The organism is Streptomyces griseoluteus, assembly GCF_004784465.1.
Lineage (GTDB): Bacteria > Actinomycetota > Actinomycetes > Streptomycetales > Streptomycetaceae > Streptomyces > Streptomyces griseoluteus.
On the sequence record NZ_SRRU01000011.1, the window covers coordinates 230170 to 253741 of the forward strand.

24 protein-coding genes, 1 tRNA gene and 1 pseudogene are annotated in these 23572 nt (G+C 71.4%); 15 read left to right on the forward strand and 11 right to left on the reverse strand.

What is annotated here, in order from left to right; all coding sequences use genetic code 11:
- Positions 1 to 70 precede the first annotated feature (70 nt).
- Complete coding sequence (locus tag E5082_RS27700) at positions 71 to 952, forward strand: SDR family oxidoreductase (protein WP_135793985.1); 882 nt, start codon at positions 71 to 73, stop codon at positions 950 to 952.
- A gap of 100 nt (positions 953 to 1052) precedes the next feature.
- Here the strand turns inward: E5082_RS27700 and E5082_RS27705 are convergent, their stop codons facing one another.
- From E5082_RS27705 to E5082_RS27715, 3 genes are all read right to left on the reverse strand, one after another.
- Positions 1053 to 2228 (reverse strand): glutathione-independent formaldehyde dehydrogenase, encoded by a 1176-nt coding sequence (locus E5082_RS27705; RefSeq protein ID WP_135793986.1) that lies wholly within the window; start codon positions 2226 to 2228, stop codon positions 1053 to 1055.
- A 226-nt stretch (positions 2229 to 2454) separates the two neighbouring features.
- A complete protein-coding gene (locus E5082_RS27710; RefSeq protein ID WP_373310114.1) occupies positions 2455 to 3552 on the reverse strand; it encodes a hypothetical protein in 1098 nt (365 codons plus the stop codon).
- A gap of 183 nt (positions 3553 to 3735) precedes the next feature.
- On the reverse strand, positions 3736 to 4251 hold the full coding sequence (locus E5082_RS27715; protein ID WP_135793988.1) for a DUF309 domain-containing protein: 516 nt from the start codon (positions 4249 to 4251) through the stop codon (positions 3736 to 3738).
- Positions 4252 to 4357: 106 nt separating this feature from the next.
- Here E5082_RS27715 and E5082_RS27720 point away from each other — a divergent pair.
- From E5082_RS27720 to E5082_RS27730, 3 genes are all read left to right on the forward strand, one after another.
- Positions 4358 to 4431, forward strand: a tRNA-Pro gene (locus E5082_RS27720).
- 159 nt (positions 4432 to 4590) lie between these two features.
- Positions 4591 to 4785 (forward strand): DUF2795 domain-containing protein, encoded by a 195-nt coding sequence (locus E5082_RS27725; protein WP_135793989.1) that lies wholly within the window; start codon positions 4591 to 4593, stop codon positions 4783 to 4785.
- 43 nt (positions 4786 to 4828) lie between these two features.
- On the forward strand, positions 4829 to 5689 hold the full coding sequence (locus E5082_RS27730) for a polysaccharide pyruvyl transferase family protein (RefSeq protein WP_135794036.1): 861 nt from the start codon (positions 4829 to 4831) through the stop codon (positions 5687 to 5689).
- 10 nt (positions 5690 to 5699) lie between these two features.
- Here the strand turns inward: E5082_RS27730 and E5082_RS27735 are convergent, their stop codons facing one another.
- From E5082_RS27735 to E5082_RS27745, 3 genes are all read right to left on the reverse strand, one after another.
- Positions 5700 to 6368: a Type 1 glutamine amidotransferase-like domain-containing protein gene (locus E5082_RS27735; protein ID WP_135793990.1), complete on the reverse strand. Its 669-nt coding sequence runs from the start codon at positions 6366 to 6368 to the stop codon at positions 5700 to 5702.
- Positions 6369 to 6462: 94 nt separating this feature from the next.
- Positions 6463 to 6837 carry a VOC family protein gene (locus E5082_RS27740; protein WP_135793991.1) on the reverse strand — a complete coding sequence of 125 codons (375 nt, stop codon included), beginning with the start codon at positions 6835 to 6837 and terminating at the stop codon, positions 6463 to 6465.
- 54 nt (positions 6838 to 6891) lie between these two features.
- Complete coding sequence (locus tag E5082_RS27745) at positions 6892 to 7179, reverse strand: DUF4190 domain-containing protein (protein ID WP_135793992.1); 288 nt, start codon at positions 7177 to 7179, stop codon at positions 6892 to 6894.
- Positions 7180 to 7451: 272 nt separating this feature from the next.
- Here E5082_RS27745 and E5082_RS27750 point away from each other — a divergent pair, with 272 nt between their 5' ends.
- Complete coding sequence (locus E5082_RS27750) at positions 7452 to 8321, forward strand: alpha/beta fold hydrolase (RefSeq protein WP_135793993.1); 870 nt, start codon at positions 7452 to 7454, stop codon at positions 8319 to 8321.
- A 138-nt stretch (positions 8322 to 8459) separates the two neighbouring features.
- The gene (locus E5082_RS27755; RefSeq protein ID WP_135793994.1) at positions 8460 to 10166 is read left to right on the forward strand and encodes a RecQ family ATP-dependent DNA helicase; all 1707 of its coding nucleotides are present in this window, start codon (positions 8460 to 8462) and stop codon (positions 10164 to 10166) included.
- Positions 10167 to 10238: 72 nt separating this feature from the next.
- On the opposite strand, the gene E5082_RS27760 is transcribed toward E5082_RS27755, so the two are convergent.
- Entirely contained in the window at positions 10239 to 10811 is a 573-nt protein-coding gene (locus E5082_RS27760) for a phosphatase PAP2 family protein (protein ID WP_135793995.1), read from the reverse strand.
- Entirely contained in the window at positions 10804 to 12162 is a 1359-nt protein-coding gene (locus E5082_RS27765) for a diacylglycerol/lipid kinase family protein (protein ID WP_135793996.1), read from the reverse strand. Before E5082_RS27765 ends, E5082_RS27760 begins: the two co-directional genes overlap by 8 nt.
- 390 nt (positions 12163 to 12552) lie before the next feature.
- Between E5082_RS27765 and E5082_RS27770 the strand changes: the two genes are divergently transcribed.
- From E5082_RS27770 to E5082_RS27780, 3 genes are all read left to right on the forward strand, one after another.
- Positions 12553 to 13107, forward strand: coding sequence for a DUF3291 domain-containing protein (locus E5082_RS27770; protein WP_135793997.1), 555 nt, complete (start codon positions 12553 to 12555; stop codon positions 13105 to 13107).
- A 196-nt stretch (positions 13108 to 13303) separates the two neighbouring features.
- A complete protein-coding gene (locus tag E5082_RS27775; protein WP_135793998.1) occupies positions 13304 to 15382 on the forward strand; it encodes an ATP-binding SpoIIE family protein phosphatase in 2079 nt (692 codons plus the stop codon).
- 292 nt (positions 15383 to 15674) lie between these two features.
- Positions 15675 to 16883 carry a cytochrome P450 gene (locus E5082_RS27780; RefSeq protein WP_373310117.1) on the forward strand — a complete coding sequence of 403 codons (1209 nt, stop codon included), beginning with the start codon at positions 15675 to 15677 and terminating at the stop codon, positions 16881 to 16883.
- A gap of 190 nt (positions 16884 to 17073) precedes the next feature.
- Here the strand turns inward: E5082_RS27780 and E5082_RS33800 are convergent.
- A pseudogene (locus E5082_RS33800) lies at positions 17074 to 17193 on the reverse strand (permease); the annotation flags it as partial.
- 24 nt (positions 17194 to 17217) lie between these two features.
- Here E5082_RS33800 and E5082_RS27785 point away from each other — a divergent pair.
- From E5082_RS27785 to E5082_RS27805, 5 genes are all read left to right on the forward strand, one after another.
- Complete coding sequence (locus E5082_RS27785; protein ID WP_135794000.1) at positions 17218 to 17472, forward strand: DUF6332 family protein; 255 nt, start codon at positions 17218 to 17220, stop codon at positions 17470 to 17472.
- A 133-nt stretch (positions 17473 to 17605) separates the two neighbouring features.
- Entirely contained in the window at positions 17606 to 17965 is a 360-nt protein-coding gene (locus E5082_RS27790; RefSeq protein WP_130329299.1) for a PRC-barrel domain containing protein, read from the forward strand.
- Positions 17966 to 18143: 178 nt separating this feature from the next.
- Positions 18144 to 18350 (forward strand): twin-arginine translocase TatA/TatE family subunit, encoded by a 207-nt coding sequence (locus E5082_RS27795; protein ID WP_135794001.1) that lies wholly within the window; start codon positions 18144 to 18146, stop codon positions 18348 to 18350.
- A 54-nt stretch (positions 18351 to 18404) separates the two neighbouring features.
- A complete protein-coding gene (locus E5082_RS27800) occupies positions 18405 to 18791 on the forward strand; it encodes a BlaI/MecI/CopY family transcriptional regulator (protein WP_135794002.1) in 387 nt (128 codons plus the stop codon).
- A gap of 7 nt (positions 18792 to 18798) precedes the next feature.
- A complete protein-coding gene (locus E5082_RS27805; RefSeq protein WP_135794003.1) occupies positions 18799 to 19725 on the forward strand; it encodes a M56 family metallopeptidase in 927 nt (308 codons plus the stop codon).
- Positions 19726 to 19755: 30 nt separating this feature from the next.
- On the opposite strand, the gene E5082_RS27810 is transcribed toward E5082_RS27805, so the two are convergent.
- A complete protein-coding gene (locus E5082_RS27810; RefSeq protein WP_086692881.1) occupies positions 19756 to 20211 on the reverse strand; it encodes a tellurite resistance TerB family protein in 456 nt (151 codons plus the stop codon).
- A 77-nt stretch (positions 20212 to 20288) separates the two neighbouring features.
- Positions 20289 to 21230, reverse strand: a complete 942-nt coding sequence (locus tag E5082_RS27815) for a sporulation protein (RefSeq protein WP_135794004.1) — start codon at positions 21228 to 21230, stop codon at positions 20289 to 20291.
- Positions 21231 to 21597: 367 nt separating this feature from the next.
- Between E5082_RS27815 and E5082_RS27820 the strand changes: the two genes are divergently transcribed.
- Entirely contained in the window at positions 21598 to 23385 is a 1788-nt protein-coding gene (locus E5082_RS27820; RefSeq protein WP_135794005.1) for an FAD-binding dehydrogenase, read from the forward strand.
- The last annotated feature ends 187 nt before the right edge of the window (positions 23386 to 23572 follow it).

Genomic DNA, 23572 nt, shown 5'->3' on the forward strand with positions numbered 1-23572 from the left:
GGCGCACATGGGTACTCGGCTCTTCCGGTGAGCCCGGACGTGCCGGGTCCCGCGGACGGAGGCAGCCGCCATGTACGACAGCCCCCTTGCAGGCCGTACCGTCGTCGTGACCGGGGCCGCGCGCGGCCTGGGTGCGGCCCTGGCCCACGCGTTCGCCGAGCGAGGCGCGCGGCTCGCGTTGCTCGGCCTGGAAGGGCCGCAGCTGGACGGAGTGGCGGCATCGCTTCCGCCGCCGGTGATCGCCCTGGAGGCCGACATCACCGACTTCGGCGCCTTGGAGCGCGCGGCGGCGGAGGTACGGGAGCGGCTGGGGCGGCCGTCCGTCGTCGTGGCCAACGCCGGGATCGCCGAGGGCGGACCCTTCGCCGGGTCCGCCCCCGAGACCTGGCGGCGGGTGATCGACGTCAACCTGGTCGGCAGCGCCCTGACCGCGCGGGCGTTCCTCGCCGATCTGCTGGTCACGTCCGGCTACTTCCTCCAGGTGGCGTCGCTGGCCGCGTTCGGCACCTCACCGATGATGAGCGCCTACTGCGCGTCCAAGGCGGGTGTCGAGTCGTTCGCCCGCTCCCTCCAGGCGGAGGTGGCCCACGAGTCCGTCGGCGTGGGCATCGCCTACATCAACTGGACCGACACCGACATGACCCGCGACGCCGACCACCACCCCGTCCTCCGCGAACTCCGCGCCCACATGCCGGGCCCGGCCCGCAAGGTGTACCCGGCGGAGGTGGTCGCGGAACGCCTGGTCCGTGCGGTGGAACACCGGCGCACGTCGGTGTACGTACCGGCCTGGCTACGGCTCGCCCAGTGGGGGCGCGCCGTCCTTCCGCCGGTCGTACGGCACGTCTCCAGCCGGACGCTGCCGCGCTTGCAGGGCGAGCGCGCGCTGCCCCCTACGGGGTTGCTGGGGGCGGGGGGAGTGGCGGACGAAGTGCGGCGGGAAGGGCGGGCCTGAGGAGGTGGGCGGTGGTCGGACAGGCGGTCGCCTCGTCAGCCGGCCGCAGCCCGTGAGACGGACCCGCCGGCCGGCAGGCGGCCGGCGGTCCACGGGTACCTCAGCCCCGGTGACCGTTGCCATGTCCGTCCGGATGCAGGACGACCTTGGTCCAGCCCTCGTCACGGGCGTCGAAGTGCTCGTAGCCGGTGGGGGCCTGATCCAGGCCGAGTTCGTGGCTGACGACGAAGCTCGGCTTCGCCTTCCCGCCGGCGATCAGGTCGCGCAACGCTCGGTTGTACCTCTTGACCGGCGCCTGCCCGGTGCCCATGTGCTGGCCCTTGAACCACATCAGGCCGAAGTCGATCGGGACCTTGCCGTGCGCCTCCAGCTCGTTCTGGGCCTTCTCGCCGCCGGGGTCCTCGGGCAGGAACACGCCCACCACGCCGATGTCGCCCGTGAACCTGACCGAGTTGATCAGCCCGTTGAGCGTGAGGCTGGCGTCCTCGTGTCCCTGGGCGTCATGGGCCTGGTAGCCGACGCACTCACAGCCGTTGTCGGCGCCCAGACCCAGGGTGGCGTCCTTGACGACCTCCGCCGGGTCCTGTTCGGCGGTGTTGACCGGGATGGCCCCGATCTCCTCCGCCTTGCGCAGCCGGTCGGGCTGGTGATCGACCACCCAGACGCGCCCGGCGCCCTTGAGGAGGGCGGAGTAGGCCGCCATCAGCCCGACGGGACCGGACCCGAAGATGACGGTCTGGTCGCCCGGTTTGACGTGGGCCATCTCAGTGGCGTGATACCCGGTGGGGAAGATGTCGGCGAGCATGACGTAGTCGGTCTGCCGCTCGGCGGCGTCCTCGCCGAGGCGCAGGGCGTTGAAGTCCCCGTAGGGCACGCGCAGCAGCTCCGCCTGGCCGCCCTGGTAGGGACCCATGTCGGCGAATCCGTAGGCGGCTCCGGCGAGAGCCGGTTCCGGCTGCATGGTCAGGCAGTAGTTGGTGAGTCCTCGCTCGCACTGCTTGCAGAAGCCGCAGGCGATGTTGAAGGGCAGCACCACGTACTCGCCGACCTGGACCTTGCGGACCGCCGAGCCGACCTCCACGACCTGGCCCATGTTCTCGTGTCCGAAGGTGCGGCCGGGCTCGAACGAGGTGCGGCCCTCGTACATGTGGAGATCCGAACCGCAGATGTTGGTAGTGGTGATCTTGACGATGATGTCGCAGGGGTGTTCGATCTTCGCGTCCGGTACGTCCTTCACCGCTACCGTTCGTGGTCCTTCATATACCGCTGCTTTCATGATGACTTCTCTCGGCCGCGGTACGACCGCGGCACGTCGCTGCGGGCCGTTCATCCGGATCGGGTGGAACGGCGGTGCCGCCGTGGAGCCGCCAGAGGGAGCTTCGGCGTCCCGGCGGCGTGCCGTCCGGGTCCCCGTCGGCCTCCGGCGCGAAACAGCCACTCACCGCCCGGTCGGCTGAATTTTCGGGCCCTGCCGACCCGCCGACCGCCGACGAATCTCCGGCTCAGGACTTCGACTGGTCGTCCTCGTCCTGAAGCATGTCCCGACGTTCCTGTTCCCGCTTGGAGAAGGCGGCTGCCCGGATCGCCTCGTCGCTCTCCAGGCCCGATCCCAGCGCGCCACCCACCGTGGCGATCGAAGCGACGAACCAGGACAGCGTCCAGTAGTCGGTGGCGTCCAGCGGGTTCTGGGTCGTGGTGGAGAAGACCTTGTCGTTGAGGATGAACAGCGCCCAGACCAAGTTGACGGCCAGCAACCCCACATAACACACGATCACCCCGATACCCACGGTCAAGACGGTCGAGGCGTTGTAGAGGGTCGTCCTCTTCCTCTCCTCCGGCCGCGCATTCGCCGATCGATGCCACAGTTCCGCGTCCACGATCAGCCAGCCGATCATGATGGCGACGGACCCGACCGTGGCGATCACGAGGCGGGGGGTGCTCAGGGCCTGCGACAGGCTCCAGACGGTGGAGTTCACGGTGGCCACGGCCCCGGTGGCGAGTGCGGCCGCCAGGGCCTTGGACAGACCCGGCACCAGGCGCCACGGCCGGTTGGCGCGGACCATGCCGAGAAGCACTCTCAGGTAGCCGCGCGGCCCGCCGACGACGTACCGGAGGTCGGCGGCCTCTTCCTCGTCGACCGGGCCGGGATGGATGGGGGCGAGACGGCTGACGAAGCGTCCCAGCGGCCGGCTCCGCGGATGTCCATCGGTTCCGGTGGTCTGCGGGGCGGCCAGGGCGAGGACGGCTTCTTCGACGGCCCGTCTTGCCCTCGTCTGCAGGCGCAGGGCGCCCAGCGTGGGCAGGGAGAGCAGCGCGATGCCGTGTTCGTGGCTGAGTTCCACGACGAGTTTGCGCCCGTGGACGTGCAGCGGAAGGTCGGTGATGGCCACGACGATGTCCCAGTCCTCCGTCCTGGCGCGGTCCATGATCCGGCGTACCAGGGTGGGCGGGTCCTCCGTCCCCGCGGTGAAGGGCTCGCTGACCACGCGGACCTCGAACCGCCGTCCCTGGCCCGCTTTTTCGGCGAGGCGGTCGGGGAGGGTCCGGGCCAGGCGCCGCGCGATCTCCGTCGGCGCGTCGGGGTCCGCCAGGAGAGCCACGACCGTAACGCCCTGAGACGACACCCGCGTGACTCCTTCTCGTCGGCTGCCCCGCGATCGCGAGTGCCCCACAGCATGCCCCTGAGGTCACGTAGGCACCACGTGACACGCTGGCCCCCGTCCGCAGGCTCGGGCGGTCAGGTCGCGAGGGCGAGGTGCGTCCTGCCGGGCCGGCCGCGTCCGTCAGCCCCGTCGCAGACGGGGTCCCTCGGCGCCGGCGTCGATGGGGGTGGAGGTCTGCTCCACCCGCCCGGCGAGGTTCACGGCCCAGGTCGCGAGGCCGGGGAGGTCCAGGTCGTAGGGGTGGGGCCGGTTCTGCTCGGACCAGGCCGTCACCGCCCCGGCGCCCCGGCGGAGGAGGCGGGGGCCGCCCGTGGTGTTGCCGCGGGCGGAGTGGGTGAGGCCCACGGCGATCTGGGCGAGGCCGCGCCACAGCTCGCGCTCGGCGGCGGGGCCGGACTTCCAGGCGTCCTCGAACACCTCGTGCGCGTGGAACGGCTTTCCGGCGTCCAGCAGCTTCTGCGCCTCCGCGACCGTCTCCCCAGGGCTCCGTACGACCCCCTCGGGCTGCCGCTCGACCCCCTCGGACCCGTACGGCAGGGGACGCCCCAGCCCGTCGCGGGGCCGGGCGTTCCGCGCCCGCCCCTCGGTGTCCCGGTCGCGTCCGCCGATGTCTCCGCCCGTCTCCGCGTCTGTCATGCGGCCGATTCTGCCCCTCCCCGCCCACAACCCGCTTCGGAGGAGTCCCGTACGTGGGGTAAAGTGCTGTTCGCGCGATCACGCGGGTCACCGCGAGTGAGTGCATCGGGACGTGGCGCAGCTTGGTAGCGCACTTGACTGGGGGTCAAGGGGTCGCAGGTTCAAATCCTGTCGTCCCGACTTTACGAAGTCGCAGGTGAAGGCCGGTTACGGAGAAATCCGCAACCGGCCTTCCGCTGTTCACGGAAACTGCGGGCGCGGCGGGTCTCCGTCGCCGTCGGGGGGTACTCGGCGCCAGGACGCGCAGGACGACTGCGCCGGCCCGGACAGGAGGACACCATGGCCGACCTGAGCCCGATCGATCTTCAGAAGGCCCTCAAGGGCGCCGACTACCCCGCCAGCCGTGACGATCTCGTCTCCGTGGCCCGGAGCAACGGCGCCGACGACAAGGTCGTCGACAAGCTGGAGCACGCCGGGAAGCAACGGTTCGACGGCCCCAACGACGTGCAGAAGGCGGTCTTCGACAACGGCTGACACCGGCCCGCGGCGGGTTCTCGTCACCGGCTGGTTCAGCTTCCTGCACGGGGAGGCGACCGCCGGTGACCTGCTCGCGCTGGACCGGGTACGGGAGTTGCTGCGCGGCGCGGCCGTCCCCCACGACGTCGCCTGGAGCCCCGGCTTCCGGCCGGAGGGACCGTCCCTGGACGACACCCGTCCCGGGGACTACTCCCACCTGCTCTTCGTCTGCGGCCCCGCGCACGGCCCCCAGGTCGAGGATCTGCACCGCCGGTACCCCGACTGCGTCCGGATCGCCGTGGGGAACTCCGTCCTCGACGCCGAGGACGCCGCCGTGCACGGCTTCCACCATGTCCTCGCACGGGACGCCCCGGACACCGTCCCCACCCTCGACCTGGCCGCCCGCGCGCCCGGCCCGCCGGCGCGTCCCGTGGTGGGCGTCGTCCTCACGCACGGCCAGCACGAGTACGGCCCCCGCAGGCAGCACGAGCGGGTGGCCGGGTTCGTCACGCGCTGGCTGAACGGCCGGGACTGCGCCCGTCTCGAACTGGAGACCCGGCTGGACCCGCACGACTGGCGGCTGTGCACGACCTCCGGGCAACTGGAGAGCGTGCTGGCGCGCTGCGACCTGGTCGTCACCGACCGGCTGCACGGCCTGGTGCTCGCCCTGCGCGGCGGGGTGCCCGCCCTCGCCGTCGACCCCGTGGCGGGCGGGGCCAAGGTCACCGCTCAGGCGCGCGCCTGCGGCTGGCCCGCGCTGCTGCCCGCCGAACGGCTCGACACCCCCGCACTGGACTGGTGGTGGGACTGGTGCCTCACCTCCGGCCGGGCCCTCGCCGAGGGCACCGCCGACGGCTTCCGCCGGGACGGCACGGCGGACAGCGCGGACGGCCTGCTGCGCCTGCTGGGCGCCTCGCGCTAGCGGGGGCCGGTCACGGGTGGAAGCGCCACCGGCCCTCCGAGACGACCTCCACCTTGTCGTCGCGCACGCGGAGCGCCGTGTCGTCGTCGATGAAGTAGATCGGGAAGTCCGCCCGCGCGACGATGCGATCGGCCCAGGCGTCGTCGCGTTCCGGGAAGTCCGGCGAGTACAGATGGGGCTTCAGGTACGAGTCGAGCAGGCCGAAGGGCGGGGTCACGGTGGTCGCGCCGAGCAGACGGAGGTCCGCCGTGTCCCCGATGACGTCGGCGGAGTGTCCGGTGAGATGCCGGCTGAGGATCATCGAGCCGGCGCTCAGCCCCACGTAGACCCGGTCGGTCAGTGCTTCCAGGAAGCCGTCGGCCAGGCCGTTGCCGGTGATGCTGCGGGCGAGGTGGTAGTGGTTGCCGCCGCCGACGTAGATGACGTCGGCCCGCAGCAGCCGGTCGAGCACCAACCGTCCGGGCAGGCCGTTCAGTTCCAGGATGTCGAACTCCCGCCAGCCGAGGCCGTGCACGCGGGTCATGTCGGCGAGGAGCCATCCGTGGTCGCCGGACTCGGCCATGGAGGCCGTGGGGACATACACGATGTTGGCCGACCCGAACGGCTTTCCCAGCATGTCCCGCAGGGCATCCTTCAGGCTCTCGTTGCGCAGACCGGCCGACGTCAGCAGAAGTTCCATCGGCCGAGCCAATCACGCGCGTCGCCCCCGGGCAACGCCGCGCAGGGCCAGGGGAGTCTGGAACTGGGGGCGCAGGGCTGAGCCGTGCGCTCGCTCAGGCGCCGGGGAGGAAGAGGCAGAACAGATGGCCGTGGGGGTCGCGCAGCACGCGGACGTCGTCCTGGGGCTGGTGCTCCTCCACCGTCGCGCCCAGGGCGCACGCGCGCTCGGTCTCGGCGGCGAGGTCGTCCACCTGGATGTCGAGATGGGCCTGCATCTGCTGCTCGCCGGGGCCGGACGGCCAGGACGGCGGGCGGTGGTCCTTCTCCAACTGGAAGCTGAGGCCGGGGCGTTCACGCTCCGGGGCCTTGAGCCGGACCCAGTCGGGCTCCCGTTCGACCTCGTCCCAGCCCAAGAGGGCGCGATAGAAGTCGGCCAGCGCGGGGGGATCGGGGGTGCCGAGCACGAAGGCTGCGAGCAGTGTCGTCATGGTCCATCCCTGCCCGCAGCCCGTTTTCGTACGCGTCCGGAATTCAATTCGGCGTCAGCTTCCGACGTACCAGTGGAATCCGCCATTGTTCGCTGCGACGATCATGAGAATGGCGAAGACCACGAGGTCGACGATGCCGAGAATGACGGCCGCCTTCGCCATTCCGCGACCGCCCTTGGCGCCCGACTGCCGCGTTGCGACCATACCGAAGATGATCGCCAGCGGGCCGAGAATGACGTTGAGGAAGAAGAAGCCGACAACGCCGCACACCAGGCCCGCGATGGCGAGACCATTGGTCCGCGAACCGGATCGAGCGGCCGGCTGGCCACCGTAACTGGTCATGAGAACTCCCGTTCCATGAATGGGGAATGCCGGGACTTTGTGTGTCTGGACTCCGTGTGCCCAAGGGGAGTTGTGGCATTCCCCAGGAAACCGGGGATGAAGCGGAACCCCTGATTCACGACTTTCGTGCCGGGACCGGGACCTTGATCGCTCCACCGCTGCCCGGCGGGGACGATCCGCGCACGCTGCCGGGCGTTGCGGGAAGGGTGGGCGGAGTTGGCCGACGGGTCTGTGGGGTAGGCGGGGGAGACACCCCGAGGGAGGGCCGCGTCGTGTTCGAGGACTTCGAGACCAGCCGGGTCCAGGTTGGCGAGGCGTCGATTTTCGTCCGGCACGGAGGGGACGGACCGCCCGTCGTACTCCTGCACGGCCACCCCCGCACCTCCGCGACCTGGCACCGCGTCGCCCCGCTCCTCGTCCGGCGCGGGTTCACCGTCGTCTGTCCGGACCTCCGGGGATACGGCCGGTCCACCGGACCGGTGCCCACCGCCGACCACTCCGGGTACTCCAAGCGTGCCGTCGCCGGTGATGTGGTCGAGGTGATGCGCTCCCTCGGCCATGCCCGGTTCGCGCTCGCCGGGCACGACCGTGGAAGCAGTGTCGCGCTACGTCTCGCACTTGATCATCCCGACGCGGTCTCGCGGGTGGCGCTGATCGACGGTCTGCCCCTCACCGAGCACCTGTCCCGCATCACGACCGAGTTCGCCACGCAGTGGTGGCACTGGTTCTTCTTCGCCCAGCCGGACATCCCCGAGCGGGTCATCAACGCCGATCCGGACAGCTGGTACCACGGTGACCCCGAGAGCATGGGGCAGGAGAACCATGACGAGTGGCGCGCGGCCACGAGAAACCCGGACGTGGTGCGGGCGATGCTGGAGGACTACCGGGCCGGCCTCACCATCGACCCGCGGCACGAGGAGGAGGACCGCGCGGCCGGGACACAGATCCGGTGCCCGGCGCTGATCCTCTGGTCGCTCCGGGACGACATCGAGGACCTGTACGGGGACCCGGTGAAGATCTGGCGGCAGTGGGCACCGGACGTACGCGGCCACGGCATCGACTCCGGGCATCACGTGGCCGAAGAGGCTCCGGAAGCGCTCGCGTCTTCCCTTGCGGACTTCTTCGGGGAAGAGCCGTCGTAGGTCCCCTGGGTGTCCCATCTCTCAGATGCCGATTCCCGAGCCGCCGGCGCGGTACTCCGCCGTCCCCGGGGTACCGGGTGCTCACCCAGGCGCCGATTCCGGTGATCTGAGCAGGGCCCGGAACACAGGGAGAGCATGATGAGTACCGCGCATGCGAAGCGGCTGCGGAAGAGCGCGTTGGACGTGTTCGGGTGGGAGGAACTGCGGCCGGAGCAGTTGGTGGCGATGGAGGCGGTGATGGAGCGGCGGGACACGCTGGTCGTGATGCCCACCGGGGCCGGGAAGTCGGCCGTCTACCAGGTGCCGGGGCTGCTGCTGCCGGGGCCGACCGTCGTGGTGTCGCCGCTCGTCGCTCTCCAGCGGGATCAGGTTCGCGGGCTGTTGAGCCGGGAGGGCGCGGAGGCGGCCGCCGTGAACTCCTCCCAGAGCGGCAGCGAGAACGCGGCGGTGTGGGACCGGATCAGCGAGGGTGACGTCGACTTCCTGTTCCTGGCGCCCGAGCAGCTCGCCAAGGACGAGGTGGTCGAGCAGCTCGCCGCCGCCGAGCCCGCGCTGTTCGTCGTCGACGAGGCTCAGTGCGTGTCGTCGTGGGGGCACGACTTCCGCCCCGACTACCTGCGGCTCGGCCAGGTCATCGACCGGCTCGGCCGGCCACCCGTGCTGGCCCTGACCGCGAGCGCGGCCGCACCCGTACGGGCCGAGATCGTCAGCCGGCTCGGCATGCGGGACGTGCACGAGGTGGTCACCGGCTTCGACCGGCCCAACATTCACCTGGAGGTCGTCCCCTTCCAGGACGCCGCCGCCAAGAAGCGCGCCGTCGTGGAACGCGCCGCCGCGGAGCCCAAGCCCGGCCTCGTGTACGCGGGTACGCGCCGGGAGGCCGAGGAGTACGCCGAGGAGCTGAGCCTGCTCGGGCTGGACGCGGCCGCGTACCACGCGGGGCTGCCCGCACGGGAGCGGGGCGACGTGCACGACCGGTTCATGGCGGGCGAGCTGGACGTGGTCGTGGCGACCTCCGCCTTCGGGATGGGCATCGACAAGCCGGACGTCCGCTTCGTGCTGCACGCCTCCGTCCCCGGCTCGCTGGACGCCTACTACCAGGAGATCGGCCGCGCCGGACGCGACGGTGAGGAGGCCCGCGCGATACTCGCCTACCGGCCGCAGGACCTCGGCATGCAGCGCTTCTTCGCGGCCGGGCGGCCGGACCCGGACACCGTCACCCGGGTCGTGAGCACGCTGGAGGAACACGACGGGCCCGTCCCGCCGACCGAGCTGCGCGAGGAGACCAACCTGACGGCGAGCCGTCTTACGGCCGTCGTCAACCTCCTGGAGCAGGTCGACGCCGTGTACACCACCGAGGACGGCGAACTGGAGGCGACCGGTACGGCCGGTCCGGCCGACGCCGCGCAGCAGGCGATCGAACTGGGCGACGCTCATCAGCAGTTGGAGCGCTCCCGCGTCGACATGATGCGGGGCTACGCGGAGGCCACCGGCTGCCGCCGGCGGTTCCTGCTGGGGTACTTCGGGCAGGGCGGCGAGCAGGAAGAGTCCTGCGGTGCGTGTGACCGGTGTGAGGCGGCCGAACTGGCGGAGGAGGGTGGCGCCGAGGGCGGGCCCGCCGTGCTGGCCGGTACGGGTGGGCCGATACCCGAACCGGCCCCTTCGGCGCCCGCCGGGGACGAGCACCCCTTCCCGCCCGGCACTCTCGTACGGCACGAGCAGTGGGGGCAGGGGTCGGTCATGAGCGAGGAGAACGAGCGGCTGACGGTGCTGTTCGAGACGGTGGGGTATCGCACGCTGTCTCTTGAGGTCATCAACAGGAACCATCTGCTGACTGTGTGTTGAGACCCGGATGTGGCCTCACCCCACGTGGCCTCACCATATGTAGTCTCCCCACATGTGGGCTCAACCCGTCCCTCACCTCACCCCGTACCCCAGCCCCCGCACCACGGCCAGCGACACCGCGGCCGCCGTGAACCCCAGCACCGCGCCCGCCGCGACATCCCCCGGATAGTGCACCCCGGTGTGGACGCGGGAGTACCCGACGGCGACCGCCAACGACCCCAGCGGGACCGCGGCCGGAGGCAGCACGACCCCGACGGCCGTGGCGAAGGCGGTGGCCGATGCCGTGTGCCCGGAGGGGAAGGACGCCGACTCGGGCATGCGCACGTGCCGCGCCACCGCCACCTGCGCCTCCTCCCGGTCGGGCCGGCGGCGGCGCACCATCCGCTTGCCGAACAGGTTCGCCGCCGCCGACGCCAGGGTGACCGAGGTGACCCCGGCCAGTGCCGCGCGGCGCGGCCGGCCCGGCAGCAGGGCGAGCCCCGCCGCGACCCCGATCGAGATCTTCGAGTGGTCGGCCGCGTGCGACAGCAGCCGCAGCGCCCGGTCCAGCGCGGGCGTCGGCGTGGCGGCCACGGCGGCGTACAGCGCGCCGTCGACCGCGCGCAGGTCACCGAGGACGGCGGAGACGGTGTCGCGGTCAGGCATGGTTCTCTCCCGGTGCCGTGCGCTCGGCGGGACCGAACGCGAGGTCGAGCAGTTTCCGCCAGTCGATGGGCGGCGCGGGCTGCGGCACGCCGGGACGGTCGCGCGGCAGCAGCACCCGCAGCGCGCCCGGCCGTACCGAGCAGGTGACCGGTGTGCGCAGCCACAGCGCCTCGCCGTCCACCGCCACCGGGATCTGTTCCTCCCCGGCCGTCACCTCGACCAGGTGCGCGGTCGTCACGGTCAGCCCCGTTGCCTGCGGACCCCGTACGGCCAGCTCCGCCGCCTGGGCCGCGTTCTCCACCCTGATCCCGATCACGCCCAGCTCACCGGTGTCGAGCCGGGGCCGCCGCCCGCCGCCGCTCAGTTCCTCGGGGGAGACGTAGGGGTTGTTGCTGATCAGCAGCGCCTGCTGCTCGGCGAGGCGGTTGCCGTCCACGATCGCCTCCAGCCGTTGTACGCCTTCCCTGGCCAGCAGGTCCGGCATCAGGCTGAGGGCGGTGCCGGTCTTGTTGTCGCGGTACTCGGGGCTCTGCACGATGTCCGCGTAGACCCCGAAGGACACCGTGTTGACGAAGGGGCGGCCGGAGACGTCGCCGAGGTCGACGCGGATCTCCTCGCCGTCGGTCAGGGCGTCGAGGCAGCGGGCCGGGTCGGCGCGGTCGAGGCCGAGGTCCATGGCGAAGTGGTTGCGGGTGCCCGCCGAGATCACGAGGAACGGCAGGTGGTGCTCGGCGGCGACCGCGGCGACCAGCGCCTGCGTGCCGTCGCCGCCCGCCACCCCCAGCAGATCGGCACCCTTGGTCACGGCTTCCTCGGCCAGCTTGGTCACGTCGGCGGGGTCCGAGGGGTCCAGCAGGATCACCCGAGCGCCCAGCTTCTCCGCCCGTTCCACCAGGTCGAAGCGGCCGACCTTGCCGTCACCGGACTTCGGGTTCATGATCAGGACCGGACGTCTCGGCCGACGCGCACGGGTGGGCCGCTGGGGCCGGTGCGGTCGCGCCTCGCGCAGCGCCGCGCGACCCGTGAAGCCCGCGACCGACCAGCACACGGCGGAGATCAGCGCGACCACCCAGAGACCGCTCCGCGTGATGAACACCAGGAAGCCGACCGGTGCGGCGACGGCCACGAGCGCACCCAGCAGCCGCACCACGCCACGCCGGGCCAGGAACCACCAGATGCCGGCGGCGAAGAGCACCAGCCCGACCACCCCGGCCAGGGCCACGAACAGCCCGCCCCCGCCGACCGCGAGCAGCAGCACCACCGCGGCGCCGATCGCCGCCACCACGGCGCACCGCGCGAGCAGCCGGGCGGCCAGCCCCGCCCGGAACCGCGCCGTTCGTGCCCCGCCCATGACGTCCTCCCGGTGGATCTCGGCCCGCCCCGCACCACCAGCCTGCCGCAGGGCCTCGGCCGGGGGGTGTCCCGGTCGGCTGTATGGGTCCACGGGGTCATCCGAAGGTTGCCAGACCTTGCGGTCGGGGTGTGCTCCGGCCCCATGTGCGCCCACATCGTCGACTACGGACCGCTCAGCCTCGCCCCGGCGGAGTGGAACCAAGCCGCTCGGAAAGCCGGTCGGACAGCCAAGCGCCGTACAGGGCGGGTGAGTTGGTGACCGGCGACGCGGCGAACCGTGGCCGCTCCCCGGTGTCGGCAGAAGGCCACTTGGGCAGGAAAAGCGCAACTTCGACAGGGCCCCCAGCGGCCGCTACCTTCACCTGGTCTTCGACCCAGGGAGAGACGCATGTCCCAGCTGGCCCTGTATACCTTCGGCGTCCTGAGGTCACCTCTCGCCGACGCCACCCCACTCACGCGCGAGTTCTACGAGACCGGTGCGGCCGTCTACCGGAAGATCAGCCGGCACCCCGGATACCTCGCTCATGCCGAACCGGCGGACGGCGACCAGGGTGAGCTGTTCGGCGCCGACTGGGGTGTGTGGGGGGACTTCGCCGTGCCGGCCTGGTACGACAAGGGCCGTACGGCAAAGACCACCGCCCTCGCCGCCACCCTCTCCCTCTGGGCCGACCTGGGGCCCGCCTCCGACGCCGTCTACTCCGGCCTGCACCGCGAAGCGCTGAACAGGCGTTACGACTGGTTCGAGCGGACGGGGCATCCCAATTACGTCTTCTGGTGGGTGCCCGGCGACGTGACACCCACCTGGCAGGACGGGGTCTCCAGGCTGGAACACCTCCGGGACCACGGCCCCGCGCCGCAAGCCTTCACTTTCCACCAGGCGTTCACCCCGGACGGAACCCCGATCACTGTGTCGCGGGGGCGAGGTGCAAGTCCCGCGCGCTGAGGTGGCTGAACGGCTCGGCGGGCTCGTCCGGGTCACCGGTGGCCTCGCCGCCGGAGGCGCCTTGGCGTGTCCGGAATCCCCGCACAGCCGGACCCGGAACCCGGCTCCGCCCCGGCGAGAGGTGATCGCCGGGGCGGAGCCGTGCCCCCGTAATGCGCCCCGCCAGCGTGTTGCGCATGCTGGTTAGGGAGGTGCCATGGAAGGCGACGCCCGACGCGAGCGGACCCTTGAGACCTGCCCGGAGGCCATGCGTATGGCCTGTGAGGCGCTGGCGGCCTCGCCGCTGGCGATTCTCGTCCTCGACGACGAGCTGCGTGTCACCGAGTGCAACAAGGCCGCGCACCACCTGCTGGCCGGCACCGATCCGACCGGCAAGGTGATCACCGACGTACTCCCGCTGCGCGACCCCGAGACCGAGACGGCCGACGCGCGCGACGTACGGACCAGCGGTGTGGCCTCGCTGAACCGGCTGGTCCGCACCCGGCCAACGCCCCGGCAGGGCCCCCGTACCCTGTGCCTCTCGTTCTTCCCGCTGCCGCCCGGACAGGAGGAGTCCGGGCTCATCTGCACCATCGCGGACATCACCCCGGAAGAGGCGGACTCCGGCACAGACCCCCTGCGGCGGCTGGCGGCCATCCAGGGCGAGGTCGGGGAGACCCTCGATCATGACACCACCTGCGCCGAACTCGCCGACGCGCTCGTCCCAGGCGCCGCCGACACCGTCGTCATCGCCCTCGCCGAGCACATGACCAAGGGCGAACCCCCTCCGCTGACCCGGCACCACCCCGAGCCGCTCTGCCCGATCGCGTGCAGCGGAGCCCCCGAGGGCAGCCACGTGTGGCCCGCGGACCAGCGCCCCTTCGCGCCGCTCCTCGCCGCCCACGCCCCGCGCGCCACCGACATCGAGGCCGACACCCGCTGGCTGGACGCCGAACCCGCGCTGAAACGCCTGCTGCGCGCGGCCGGGGCGCACGCACTGCTCGCGGCCCCGATCATGCGCGAGGGGACGGTACTCGGCCTGCTCCTGCTCTACCGGGGCGAGACGCCGGCCCCGTTCTCCCGTGAGGACATCGCCCTCGTCGAGAAGGTCTGCGCGCACACCGCGCGGTGCCTGGACCACGCCAGCCGCTTCCACCGGGAGCACACCGTCGCGCTCGCCATCCAGAACTCCCTGCTGCCGAGGCATCCACCGACCGGGGCCGCTCTCGACATCGCCGACCTGCGGCTGCCCGGCGACGAGAGCGGGGGCGGCTGGTTCGACGTGATGCCGCTGTCGGGGGCGCGTACGGGGCTCGCCGTCGGGCAGGTCACCGGGTTCGGCGTACGGACGGCCACCACGATGGGCGAGCTGCGGACCGCCGGGCGTTCCCTCGCCACGCTCGACCTCCAGCCGGGGGAGCTGCTGGCGCGGCTGAGCCGTACGACCGCCACGCTGGCCCGCGACCGGGGCGCGGCGCCGCAGGAGTCCGGGCGCCTGTGTGCCGGGTGCACCTACGCGGAGTGGGACCCGTTGTCGTGCGAGGTCACGGTGGCGCGGGCGGGCGGGCCCGAGGTCCTGCTCGTGCGTCCCGACGGCACGATCGACCCCGTCACCACGCCCGAGGGGCCGTCCCTCGGCGGTCCGGCCGAACCGATCCCGTCCGTCACCGCCGCCGTCCCGCCCGAGTCGCTGCTGATCCTGCACACCCCCGGCCTCACCGACGACCCCGCCGACGTACCCGGCCTGCTGCGACGGGCGCTGGACCGGCTCCCCGACTCCGGCGGCGTGGACCCACGGGCCCTGTGCGACGAACTGTCCGACCTGCTCACCTCCCACCCGCGGGCGATCGAGGCGCAGGTCCTCGTCTGCCGGGTCACGGCCTTCCCCCGCGAACGCGTCGCCACTCTCGCCCTCCCCGACGGCCCCCAGGCCGCCGAGGCGGCCCGTGCCTGCTGCGAGCAACACCTGCGCGAATGGGGGTTGGGCGAGGACATCCGCTTCAATGGCCAGCTCATCGTCAGCGAGTTCGCCGGCAACGCCGTCCGCCACGGCTCCCCGCCGGCCCGCCTCCGCCTCATCCTCGACCAGGCCCTGACGATCGAGGTCTCGGACACAGGCGGCAACGCGCCGCTGCTGCGACACGCGCAGGAAGGGGACGAGGGTGGGCGGGGTCTGTTCATCGTCTCGCAGCTCGCGGATCGGTGGGGGACTCGATACGAGAACGGGGGCGGGAAGACGATCTGGGCGGAGGTGGATACGCCGGAGAAGCGGGACGAGGGTGAAGGAGGGGGCTGACCCGACGGCACCCCGGCGTTCGGGCGAACTTGGGTGGCTCAGCCGACGGGGGGCGTGCACGCAGAGCCCTTCGGGGGAGGGCCTGCCTTGACGCACGACACGGGGCCGTCCGGCAGAACCTGGCTCACCAGCGTGGCGTGGCGGCTTCGGAGTTCCCCGGCACCCGGCCACACTCTGATCGCGCCTACTCTGCGTAATCAACGGGCTCCCGGTGACTGTGCGTATCGCCTGAGGCCCTGTCACGCAGTCGACGCCGCCGTTCCCCTACCCGTTCCGAACTCGGAGGAGTCCCCTGGTGCCCAGCGACAAAAGGGCCGTCGAGTGCCCGTTCGACTTCAGCGAGGCACTCGAGTTCGATCCCGCGCTCGCCGACCTGATGCGACGGGATACCCCGGCCCGTATCAGGCTTCCCTACGGCGACGCCGACGCCTGGATCGTCACCGGCTTCGACGCCGTCAAGAGGGTGACCACGGACCCCCGGCTGAGCCGGGCGGGCATCATCGCCCACGACTACCCCCGGCTCACGCCGGAGCCCATCGTCTCGCCCGAGTCGATCAACGTCATGGACCCGCCGCACAGCAGCCGTGTCCGCCAACTGGCCTCGCAGGCGTTCACCCAGCAGCGGGCCGATGAGATGCGGCCCCGGATCGTCCGGCTCGCGGACAGTCTGCTGGACGCGATGGAGGAGCACGGTCCGCCGGCCGACGTGGTGGAGTCGCTGGCCGACACGCTTCCCCAGCACACCGTCATGGACCTTCTCGGCGTCCCGCGCGAGGACTGGGCGCGCATGCAGGATTCCGTGCGCCGGCTGCTGGTCGTCGGCGCCGGCACCAAGGAGGCCGCCATGGCGGCCAAGGCCGACCTCACGTCCTACTTCGGTGAACTCGTCCAACAGCGCCGGAAGTCACCGGGCGAGGACCTCATCAGCCTGATGGCCGAAGCCCGGGACGGCGAGGACTGCCTCAGCGACCGGGAACTGGCGGTCACCGCCCTGACCCTGGCACTCAGCGGGCAGGACACGGCGACCTGCCAGATCGGCAACATCGTCTACCTGCTCCTCACCCGTCCCGAACTCGCGGACCACCTCAGGCAACGGCCCGAGGACCTGACAGACGTACTGAACGAGATGCTCCGCTACATCCCGTTCCGCAACGGCGTCGGAATCCCCCGGCTGGCTCTCGAGGACCTGGAGCTGGGCGGCGCGCAGATCCGGGCGGGAGACTTCGTCCACGTGTCGTACCTCGCGGCCAACCGCGATCCGGAGCGCTATCCGAACCCGGACGTCATCGACATCCACCGGCCCAGCCGTCCCCACATGACGTTCGGCTGGGGCGGACACCGCTGCATCGCCGTGCCCCTGGCCATGGCAGAACTCGAAGTGGCCATCAGGCGGCTCCTGGAGCGCTTCCCCGGACTGCGGCTGGCCGTAGCCCCGGAGGAAGTGCGCTGGGACACCGAGACGATCCGACGGTTCCCCCTGGAGCTGCCCGTGACCTGGTGAATCAGCGCTCGCTGCTCCGCCCGCTTCCGCTTGATGGGTGTCCCGGGCGGAGGCCGGTGACGGCGCGCCGGCTCGTCCGGTCGGCGACCCCCGCGGCCGTCTCCGTCACCTCGCCGATGACGTGGCCACCGGCCCCCGCTGCTCCGTCTTCGTCCGGTTGCAGGCACACATGATTCGAAGGCTCGGCCGATGTCCGTGCCTGATGGGGGATCAGCTTCAGTTCGACCATCGGGCCGACCACCGTGAACACCAGCCGTGCCACCGGCGAGAATTCGGTCAACGAGGCCGCGACGAAGGTGGCGGCGGTGCTTGACCGCGATGCGAGACTTCCGTCATGGACAAGGGGCGGGAGTCGCGGTGGGAGAAGGACGCGATGACGGTGGAGATCGGCTTCGCCGTGGTCACCGCCGGCGTCCTTGCCGCGGTGGTCTTCGCCGTGGCTCTGGCCGTCACTCATCTCTTCGGCCTCTCAGGTTCGGCGTCCAGAGGCGTGCTGATGGGAGGAGTCTCGGGTGGAGCGGCGGCCGGACTGTGGCGTCTGATACATGTCCTGTACCGCTTCGACGTGGAGCGCCGTAAAGGCCGCTGACGCCGAGGTGCTCCCAGAGAGGTACCTCGGGTTTGTTCACCCTCAGGCCGGACACCCGCCCGTTGAGCCCCTGGGGGAAGAAGGGATGTGGACCGCATCCACCTCTTGGGGCGGGAGTATGGAGGTGTCGTCTATGACCGCCGAGAACATCTGGAGCTACGGCCCGACCGCTGGGCACACGCCGGACGCGGATCTGAGCGGGTACAAGGTCGAGGCGCTCGACGGGCACATCGGCAAGGTGGACAAGCACTCGAACGACGTGGGGGAGCAGTACATCGTCGTGGACACGGGGGTGTGGATCTTCGGCAAGGAGGTCCTGCTGCCGGCCGGGACGATCACCGGGATCGACCACGAGGAGCGGACGCTGCACGTGGCGCGGACCAAGGAGCAGATCAAGGACGCGCCCGAGTTCGACAAGGACAAGCATCTGGGCGACCCGGCGTACCGGGACCAGATCAGCGGCCACTACGGCGGGCACGGCTCGGGGCACTGAGCGGGGCTTTCGCGGGGAGGCGCAGGAGCAGGGCCCGGCGGTCCGGGGGAGCGACCGCCGGGCCCTGCTGCCGTTCCCGGCGGGGCTCTGTAGGAGACTTCTACAGCAATGTAGACAATGATGGTGGGCGGGACCGGCCGGTCCCGCCCACCACCCCCGCTGGGAGGAACCGCCCCCGATGTTCGGCCTGAGTGAAGTCGCCCTGCTCCTCATCGTGTTGATCGTCCTTCTCGGCGTACGGAAGCTGCCCGGACTCGTCCGCTCGGCCGGCCAGGCCACCCGCATCTTCAAGAGCGAGGCCCGCGCCCTGCGTACCCAGGACGCCCCGCCCGCCACGGGCCCCGTCATCGAGGGCACCGTCCTGCCCCGCGACGAACGGAGCTGAGCCGGCCCGAGCGCGGCCTACGATCCACCCACGGCGGAAGGGAAAGGAGGGGGCGTGAACGACCAGCGGCGTACCCGGCGACGGGGACAGGGCGAGCTGGAGGGGCTGGTGCTCTCCGCCCTGCGCGAGGCCCGCATGCCCGCGTCCGCCGGGTGGGTGCAGGAACGCCTCGGCGGCGACCTCGCCTACACCACCGTCATCACCATCCTCACCCGCCTCCTGGCCAAGGGCGCCGTCACCCGCGAACGCGCCGGCCGCTCCTTCGTATGGACCCCGGTCTCCGACCAGGCCGGCCTCGCCGCGCACCGGATGCGCAAGGTGCTGGACGGCGAGAGCGACCGCGAGGCGGTGCTGTCCCGCTTCGTCACCTCCCTCGAACCGGACGACGAACGGCTCCTGCGGCACCTGCTGGGCGAGTCGGGCCCGGACGGAGAAGGCTGAGAGACCGATGGGCGTGTTCGTCCTGCTGCCGCTGGTGCTCCCCCTGACGGCATGGCCGGTCGCCCGGCTGGCCGAACAACGGCTGCACCCCCGCGCCGCGACGTGGCTGCTCACCGTCACCGCCTGCGCGCTGGCCCTGTGCAGCACACTCTGCCTGACCCTGCTCATGGTGGTCGGCACCGCCCAACTCCCCGGCAACCCCCTGCCGGACGCCTGGTCGGACGACGAGGTGCGCGACGCCGTCCCGTACGACGAGGTCGCGGGCCAGGCCGCGATTCCCGCCCTGCTCGCCGTGCTCGCGGGCTGCTCGCGCGTGCTCTGGCGGCATCTACGGGTACGGCGGCGCGCCGAGCGGAGCCTCGCGGGTCTGCCCCGGCGTACGGTCGCCGTGCTGTCCGACCCGGAGCCCTATGCGTACGCCCTGCCCGGCCGGGACCGGGGGCGGGTGGTGGTGTCGACCGGCATGCTGATCCGGCTGGCCGCACGCGAGCGCCGGGCGCTGTTCGCGCACGAGAAGGCGCATCTCGCGGGCGGCCACCACCGGTTCCTGCTGCTGGTCCAACTGGCCGCGCGAGCCAATCCGTTTCTGCGTCCACTGCGTACCGCCGTTTCGTACACCGTGGAGCGGTGGGCCGACGAGGAGGCGGCCGGGGTGGTGCGCAGCCGGCAGACGGTGGCCCGCGCCATCGGCAAGGCGGCGCTGGTCTCGCGGCCGCACCCCGTCCTGGCCGGGTTCGCGGCGCCGGGACCCGTACCGCGCCGGGTCGCCGCGCTGTTGGGGCCCGCACCCGCCGTACACGTCTGGCCCTCGCTGTTCACCGCCGTGGGAGTGGCTGCCTGGACTGCCGCGGCCGGGACGATGATCTCGGCGCTGTCCTCGGCCACTTCGGCGGTGACGCTCTTCCTCGTGCTGAAGGCGGCCACCCCGCTGTAGCGGTGGCCGCCCCCGAGCCTCGGACGTGTATCAGAGGTCGAACTCGTGCGGCGGCAGGTCGAGGGCGAAGCACGCCTCGCGGACCACCGCCTGCTCGTCCTTGTCGAAGTCGCCGTCCGCGCCGCCGATCACGATGCCGATCTGGATGACGGCACGCGCCTCGGCGGGCTTCTTCTTCGCCTTGGCGATCTCCTGGAGGACGCTGACCTTGCCGAAGTCGTAGTCGGCGGTCAGCTTGCCGAGGTTGTCCTCGAACCGGCGCTGGAGGTCCATCGCGTCGAAGTTCTGCAACACCTCGTTGCCGGCGATGAGCTGGGCGACCCGGCGCCGCTCGGACGGGTCCACCGTGCCGTCGGCCGCCGCCACCAGCGCGCACATCGCCATCGACGCGTCACGGAAGGCGCCGCTCTTGAGGTCGTTCTTCCGCGCCACCAACTGCGTCTGCATGGTGGCGGCGGATTCCTTGATGCGGTCCCACAGGGCCATGAGCACTCCAGATCTCGAATCAGAAGGAGCCGCGCCGCTGCCCGGCTCCCAAGTGTCCCTCGGAGGGAAGGGGTTCCTCAGTCCTCTTCTTCGTCGTCCTCGAAGAAGTCGCCCACCTCGTCCACGACTTCGGCCGCGACCATGCCGCCGACCACACCGACGGCCAGCCCGGCCGCGCCCGCCGCGACGGTGGAGCCCATTCCCGTGCCGGGGCGTGAACCGTGGTGCGGCCCGGCGTACACCGCTGCCGTACGGCTCTCCAGCAACTGCCGGAACCAGCCGTCGACCAGCGTGTTCCAGTCCACGCCGGTCACGTCGTGCGAGACGGTGAACCGGCCGAGCGCGTCATGCCCGCCGCCCAGGAAACCGCCCCGCTTGTCGGCCTCCACCACGACCTCCATGCCACCGGGGTGGGCGAGGAAGGTCAGCTCGAACTCGCTTGCCCCGTAGGCGTACTGCGGAGCCGGGGTCAGTTCGATCTCCTGGTAGAAGGGGAGTTGCTGACCCGTACCACCGATGCGGCCGTACTCCAGGTCGGCCGACCGGAAGCCGAAGCCCAGTTGGCCCAGCGCCTCCAGGACGGCCTCCTGGACCGGCAGCGGACGTACGGCCAGTGGGTCCAGGTCGCCCTTGTCCCGCGCTCCCGTGACCGCCAGTTCGGTCCGTACGCCCAGCGCGATGCCGAGCGGCTGCCCGTACAGCTCGGTGACCGGGGTCTCCCACGGCAGCGGAACGTCGAACCGCACCGCGCGCTGCTCGCCCTCGTTGAGGCGGAACCCGCCGCCCACGGTGAACCGTTCGAAGACGACCGAGCCCTCGCTCTCGCCGTCCTCGTGCTCGGCCTCCACCCGGGCGACCAGTTCCAGCGTGATGTGGTCGACGTCGACCGTGGCGGAACCGCCCGCGAGGCGGACCTCTCCCGACAGCGTGCCGCCGGGCAGCACGGCACCGGGGTCCAGGACGGTGTCCACCGTGGGCCCTCCCACACCGAGCGAGCCGAGCAGCCTCTTGAACACCATGCGGCGTCCACTCCCTTTCCTGCTTCTACAAGTCTGTAGAAGCATAAGCGGGGTCGAGGCTCCGGTCCACCAACGAGCCGGGGCGGCACTGACGTTCCAGCGGCCCGGGGGTGCCCGGTCCGGCTCGGCCTCGTCAACGACCCCGACGCCACCGAGGGCCTCCTCGATCTGTACGCCTCCGACCTTGCCGCGTAGGCCGTAACTCGCTTACAGCACAACAGAGTTGAGGCACGACTCTGGTCGCCCCGCAGCCCCTGGGCTACCGTCGGTAACACCTGCCGACGGCGATCGTCAGCACCTCCTCCCTGCCTCGGCAGCCTTCGTTCGTCACCCCGCACCGCCGGTACTCCTTTGACGAAAGGCAGCCATGGACCACCCCATCGCTCCCGCAGGGATCACCCGTCGCCGCGCCCTCACCGTCACCGGTGGGATGCTCGCCGGGGCAGCACTGGCCGGCCATGCCTTCCCGGCCTTCGCCGGGGAGTCGCAGGACGCGGACGCCATCGTCGTCGGGCACGGCCTCGCGGGGCTGGTCGCCACGGCCGAACTGGCCGCCGCCGGACGGAAGGTGCTGCTGCTGGACCAGGAACCGGAGGCGAGTCTCGGCGGGCAGGCGTTCTGGTCGTTCGGCGGGCTGTTCTTCGTCAACTCCGAGGAGCAGCGGCTGATGGGCGTCAAGGACACCCACGACCTCGCCTGGCAGGACTGGCTGGGCAGCGCCGGGTTCGACCGGGGCGTGGCCGATCCGGCGGGCCAGGACCACTGGGCGTACAAGTGGGCCGAGGCGTACGTCGACTTCGCGTCCGGGGAGAAGCGGTCCTGGCTCGCCGGGCTGGGTGTGCAGTGGTTCCCGATCGTCGGCTGGGCCGAGCGCGGCGGGGGCCTCGCGGACGGGCACGGCAACTCGGTACCGCGCTTCCATGTGACCTGGGGCACCGGTCCGGCGGTGGTCGAGCCGTTCGAGAAGAAGGTGCGGGCGGCGGTGGCGGCCGGGAAGGCCGGCTTCAGATTCCGGCACCGCGTCGACGGCATCGTCACCACGGGCGGCGCCGTGACCGGCGTACGCGGTGCCGTCCTCGAACCCAGCAGTGCGGCCCGCGGCAAGCCCAGCTCCCGTACCGTGATCGGCGAGTTCGAGCTGCGCGCGCCGGTCGTGGTCGTCACCTCCGGCGGCATCGGCGCCAACCACGACCTCGTACGCCAGAACTGGCCCGCGCGGCTCGGTACACCGCCCAGGACCATGGTCACCGGCGTGCCCGCGCATGTGGACGGGCGCATGCTCGCCATCACCGAGCGGGCGGGCGGCCGCATCGTCAACCCCGACCGGATGTGGCACTACACCGAGGGCCTGCGCAACTACGACCCGATCTGGCCCGGTCATGGCATCCGCATCCTGCCCGGACCGTCCTCCATGTGGTTCGACGCCACAGGCAAGCGGTTCGGCACCCCCGACATCCCCGGTTACGACACCCTGCACACCCTCGGCTCGATCACCGCGTCCGGCCACGACTACTCATGGTTCGTGACCACACAGAAGATCATTGCCAAGGAGTTCGCGCTCTCCGGCTCGGAGCAGAACCCGGACCTCACCAACAAGAACGTCTGGCAGCTCCTCTCCCGCATCTGGCAGACGCCCGAGCCGATCGAGAAGTTCAAGAAGAACGGCGCCGACTTCGTGGTCGCCACCACACTGTCCGAGCTGGTGGCCGGGATGAACAAACTGACCGGCGACAACCTGATCGACCTGGCCCGGCTGAAGGCGCAGATCGAGGCGCGCGACCGGGAGATGGACAACCCGTACACCAAGGACGTGCAGGTCATGGGCATTCGCAACGCCCTCTCCTACATCGGGGACTCGCTCAGCCGGACCGCGCCCGCGCACAAGATCCTCGATCCGTCGGCCGGCCCGCTGATCGCCGTACGGCTCAACGTGCTCACCCGCAAGACCCTCGGCGGGCTCCAGACCGACCTCTCCGGGCGCGTGCTCGGCGCCTCCGGGGAACCGGTGCCGGGGCTGTACGCGGCCGGGGAGGTCGCGGGCTTCGGTGGCGGAGGAGTGCACGGCTACCGCTCGCTGGAGGGCACCTTCCTCGGCGGCTGCCTCTTCTCCGGACGCCAGGCGGGCCGGGCGGCGGCCGCGGCGACGGCGACCTGAGAGAGGGCCGAGGCGGGCCTGAGGCGGACTGCGGGGGTCACCGGAATGGGCGAACATCTGTCGGTATCAAGCCCCCATAAGCGCGGTTTTTGCGTGATCGCATGGACGGGACGGGACAAGAAGCGGCGATTTGGCGACGACTCGGGGCATCCCCGACCATTGGGTCTGGCCCGGTGCTCCGGGAAGG

Bases quoted from the DNA above. Each gene is read 5' to 3' on its own strand.
- E5082_RS27820 (WP_135794005.1), top strand. From the start codon at position 21,598: ATGGACCACCCCATCGCTCCCGCAGGGATCACCCGTCGCCGCGCCCTC.
- E5082_RS27755 (WP_135793994.1), top strand. From the start codon at position 8,460: ATGAGTACCGCGCATGCGAAGCGGCTGCGGAAGAGCGCGTTGGACGTG.
- E5082_RS27715 (WP_135793988.1), bottom strand. From the start codon at position 4,251: ATGACAGACGCGGAGACGGGCGGAGACATCGGCGGACGCGACCGGGAC.
- E5082_RS27795 (WP_135794001.1), top strand. From the start codon at position 18,144: ATGTTCGGCCTGAGTGAAGTCGCCCTGCTCCTCATCGTGTTGATCGTC.
- E5082_RS27790 (WP_130329299.1), top strand. From the start codon at position 17,606: ATGACCGCCGAGAACATCTGGAGCTACGGCCCGACCGCTGGGCACACG.
- E5082_RS27775 (WP_135793998.1), top strand. From the start codon at position 13,304: ATGGAAGGCGACGCCCGACGCGAGCGGACCCTTGAGACCTGCCCGGAG.
- E5082_RS27745 (WP_135793992.1), bottom strand. From the start codon at position 7,179: ATGACCAGTTACGGTGGCCAGCCGGCCGCTCGATCCGGTTCGCGGACC.
- E5082_RS27740 (WP_135793991.1), bottom strand. From the start codon at position 6,837: ATGACGACACTGCTCGCAGCCTTCGTGCTCGGCACCCCCGATCCCCCC.
- E5082_RS27785 (WP_135794000.1), top strand. From the start codon at position 17,218: ATGGACAAGGGGCGGGAGTCGCGGTGGGAGAAGGACGCGATGACGGTG.
- E5082_RS27805 (WP_135794003.1), top strand. From the start codon at position 18,799: ATGGGCGTGTTCGTCCTGCTGCCGCTGGTGCTCCCCCTGACGGCATGG.
- E5082_RS27770 (WP_135793997.1), top strand. From the start codon at position 12,553: ATGTCCCAGCTGGCCCTGTATACCTTCGGCGTCCTGAGGTCACCTCTC.
- E5082_RS27725 (WP_135793989.1), top strand. From the start codon at position 4,591: ATGGCCGACCTGAGCCCGATCGATCTTCAGAAGGCCCTCAAGGGCGCC.
- E5082_RS27810 (WP_086692881.1), bottom strand. From the start codon at position 20,211: ATGGCCCTGTGGGACCGCATCAAGGAATCCGCCGCCACCATGCAGACG.
- E5082_RS27735 (WP_135793990.1), bottom strand. From the start codon at position 6,368: ATGGAACTTCTGCTGACGTCGGCCGGTCTGCGCAACGAGAGCCTGAAG.
- E5082_RS27705 (WP_135793986.1), bottom strand. From the start codon at position 2,228: ATGAAAGCAGCGGTATATGAAGGACCACGAACGGTAGCGGTGAAGGAC.
- E5082_RS27815 (WP_135794004.1), bottom strand. From the start codon at position 21,230: ATGGTGTTCAAGAGGCTGCTCGGCTCGCTCGGTGTGGGAGGGCCCACG.
- E5082_RS27765 (WP_135793996.1), bottom strand. From the start codon at position 12,162: ATGGGCGGGGCACGAACGGCGCGGTTCCGGGCGGGGCTGGCCGCCCGG.
- E5082_RS27760 (WP_135793995.1), bottom strand. From the start codon at position 10,811: ATGCCTGACCGCGACACCGTCTCCGCCGTCCTCGGTGACCTGCGCGCG.
- E5082_RS27700 (WP_135793985.1), top strand. From the start codon at position 71: ATGTACGACAGCCCCCTTGCAGGCCGTACCGTCGTCGTGACCGGGGCC.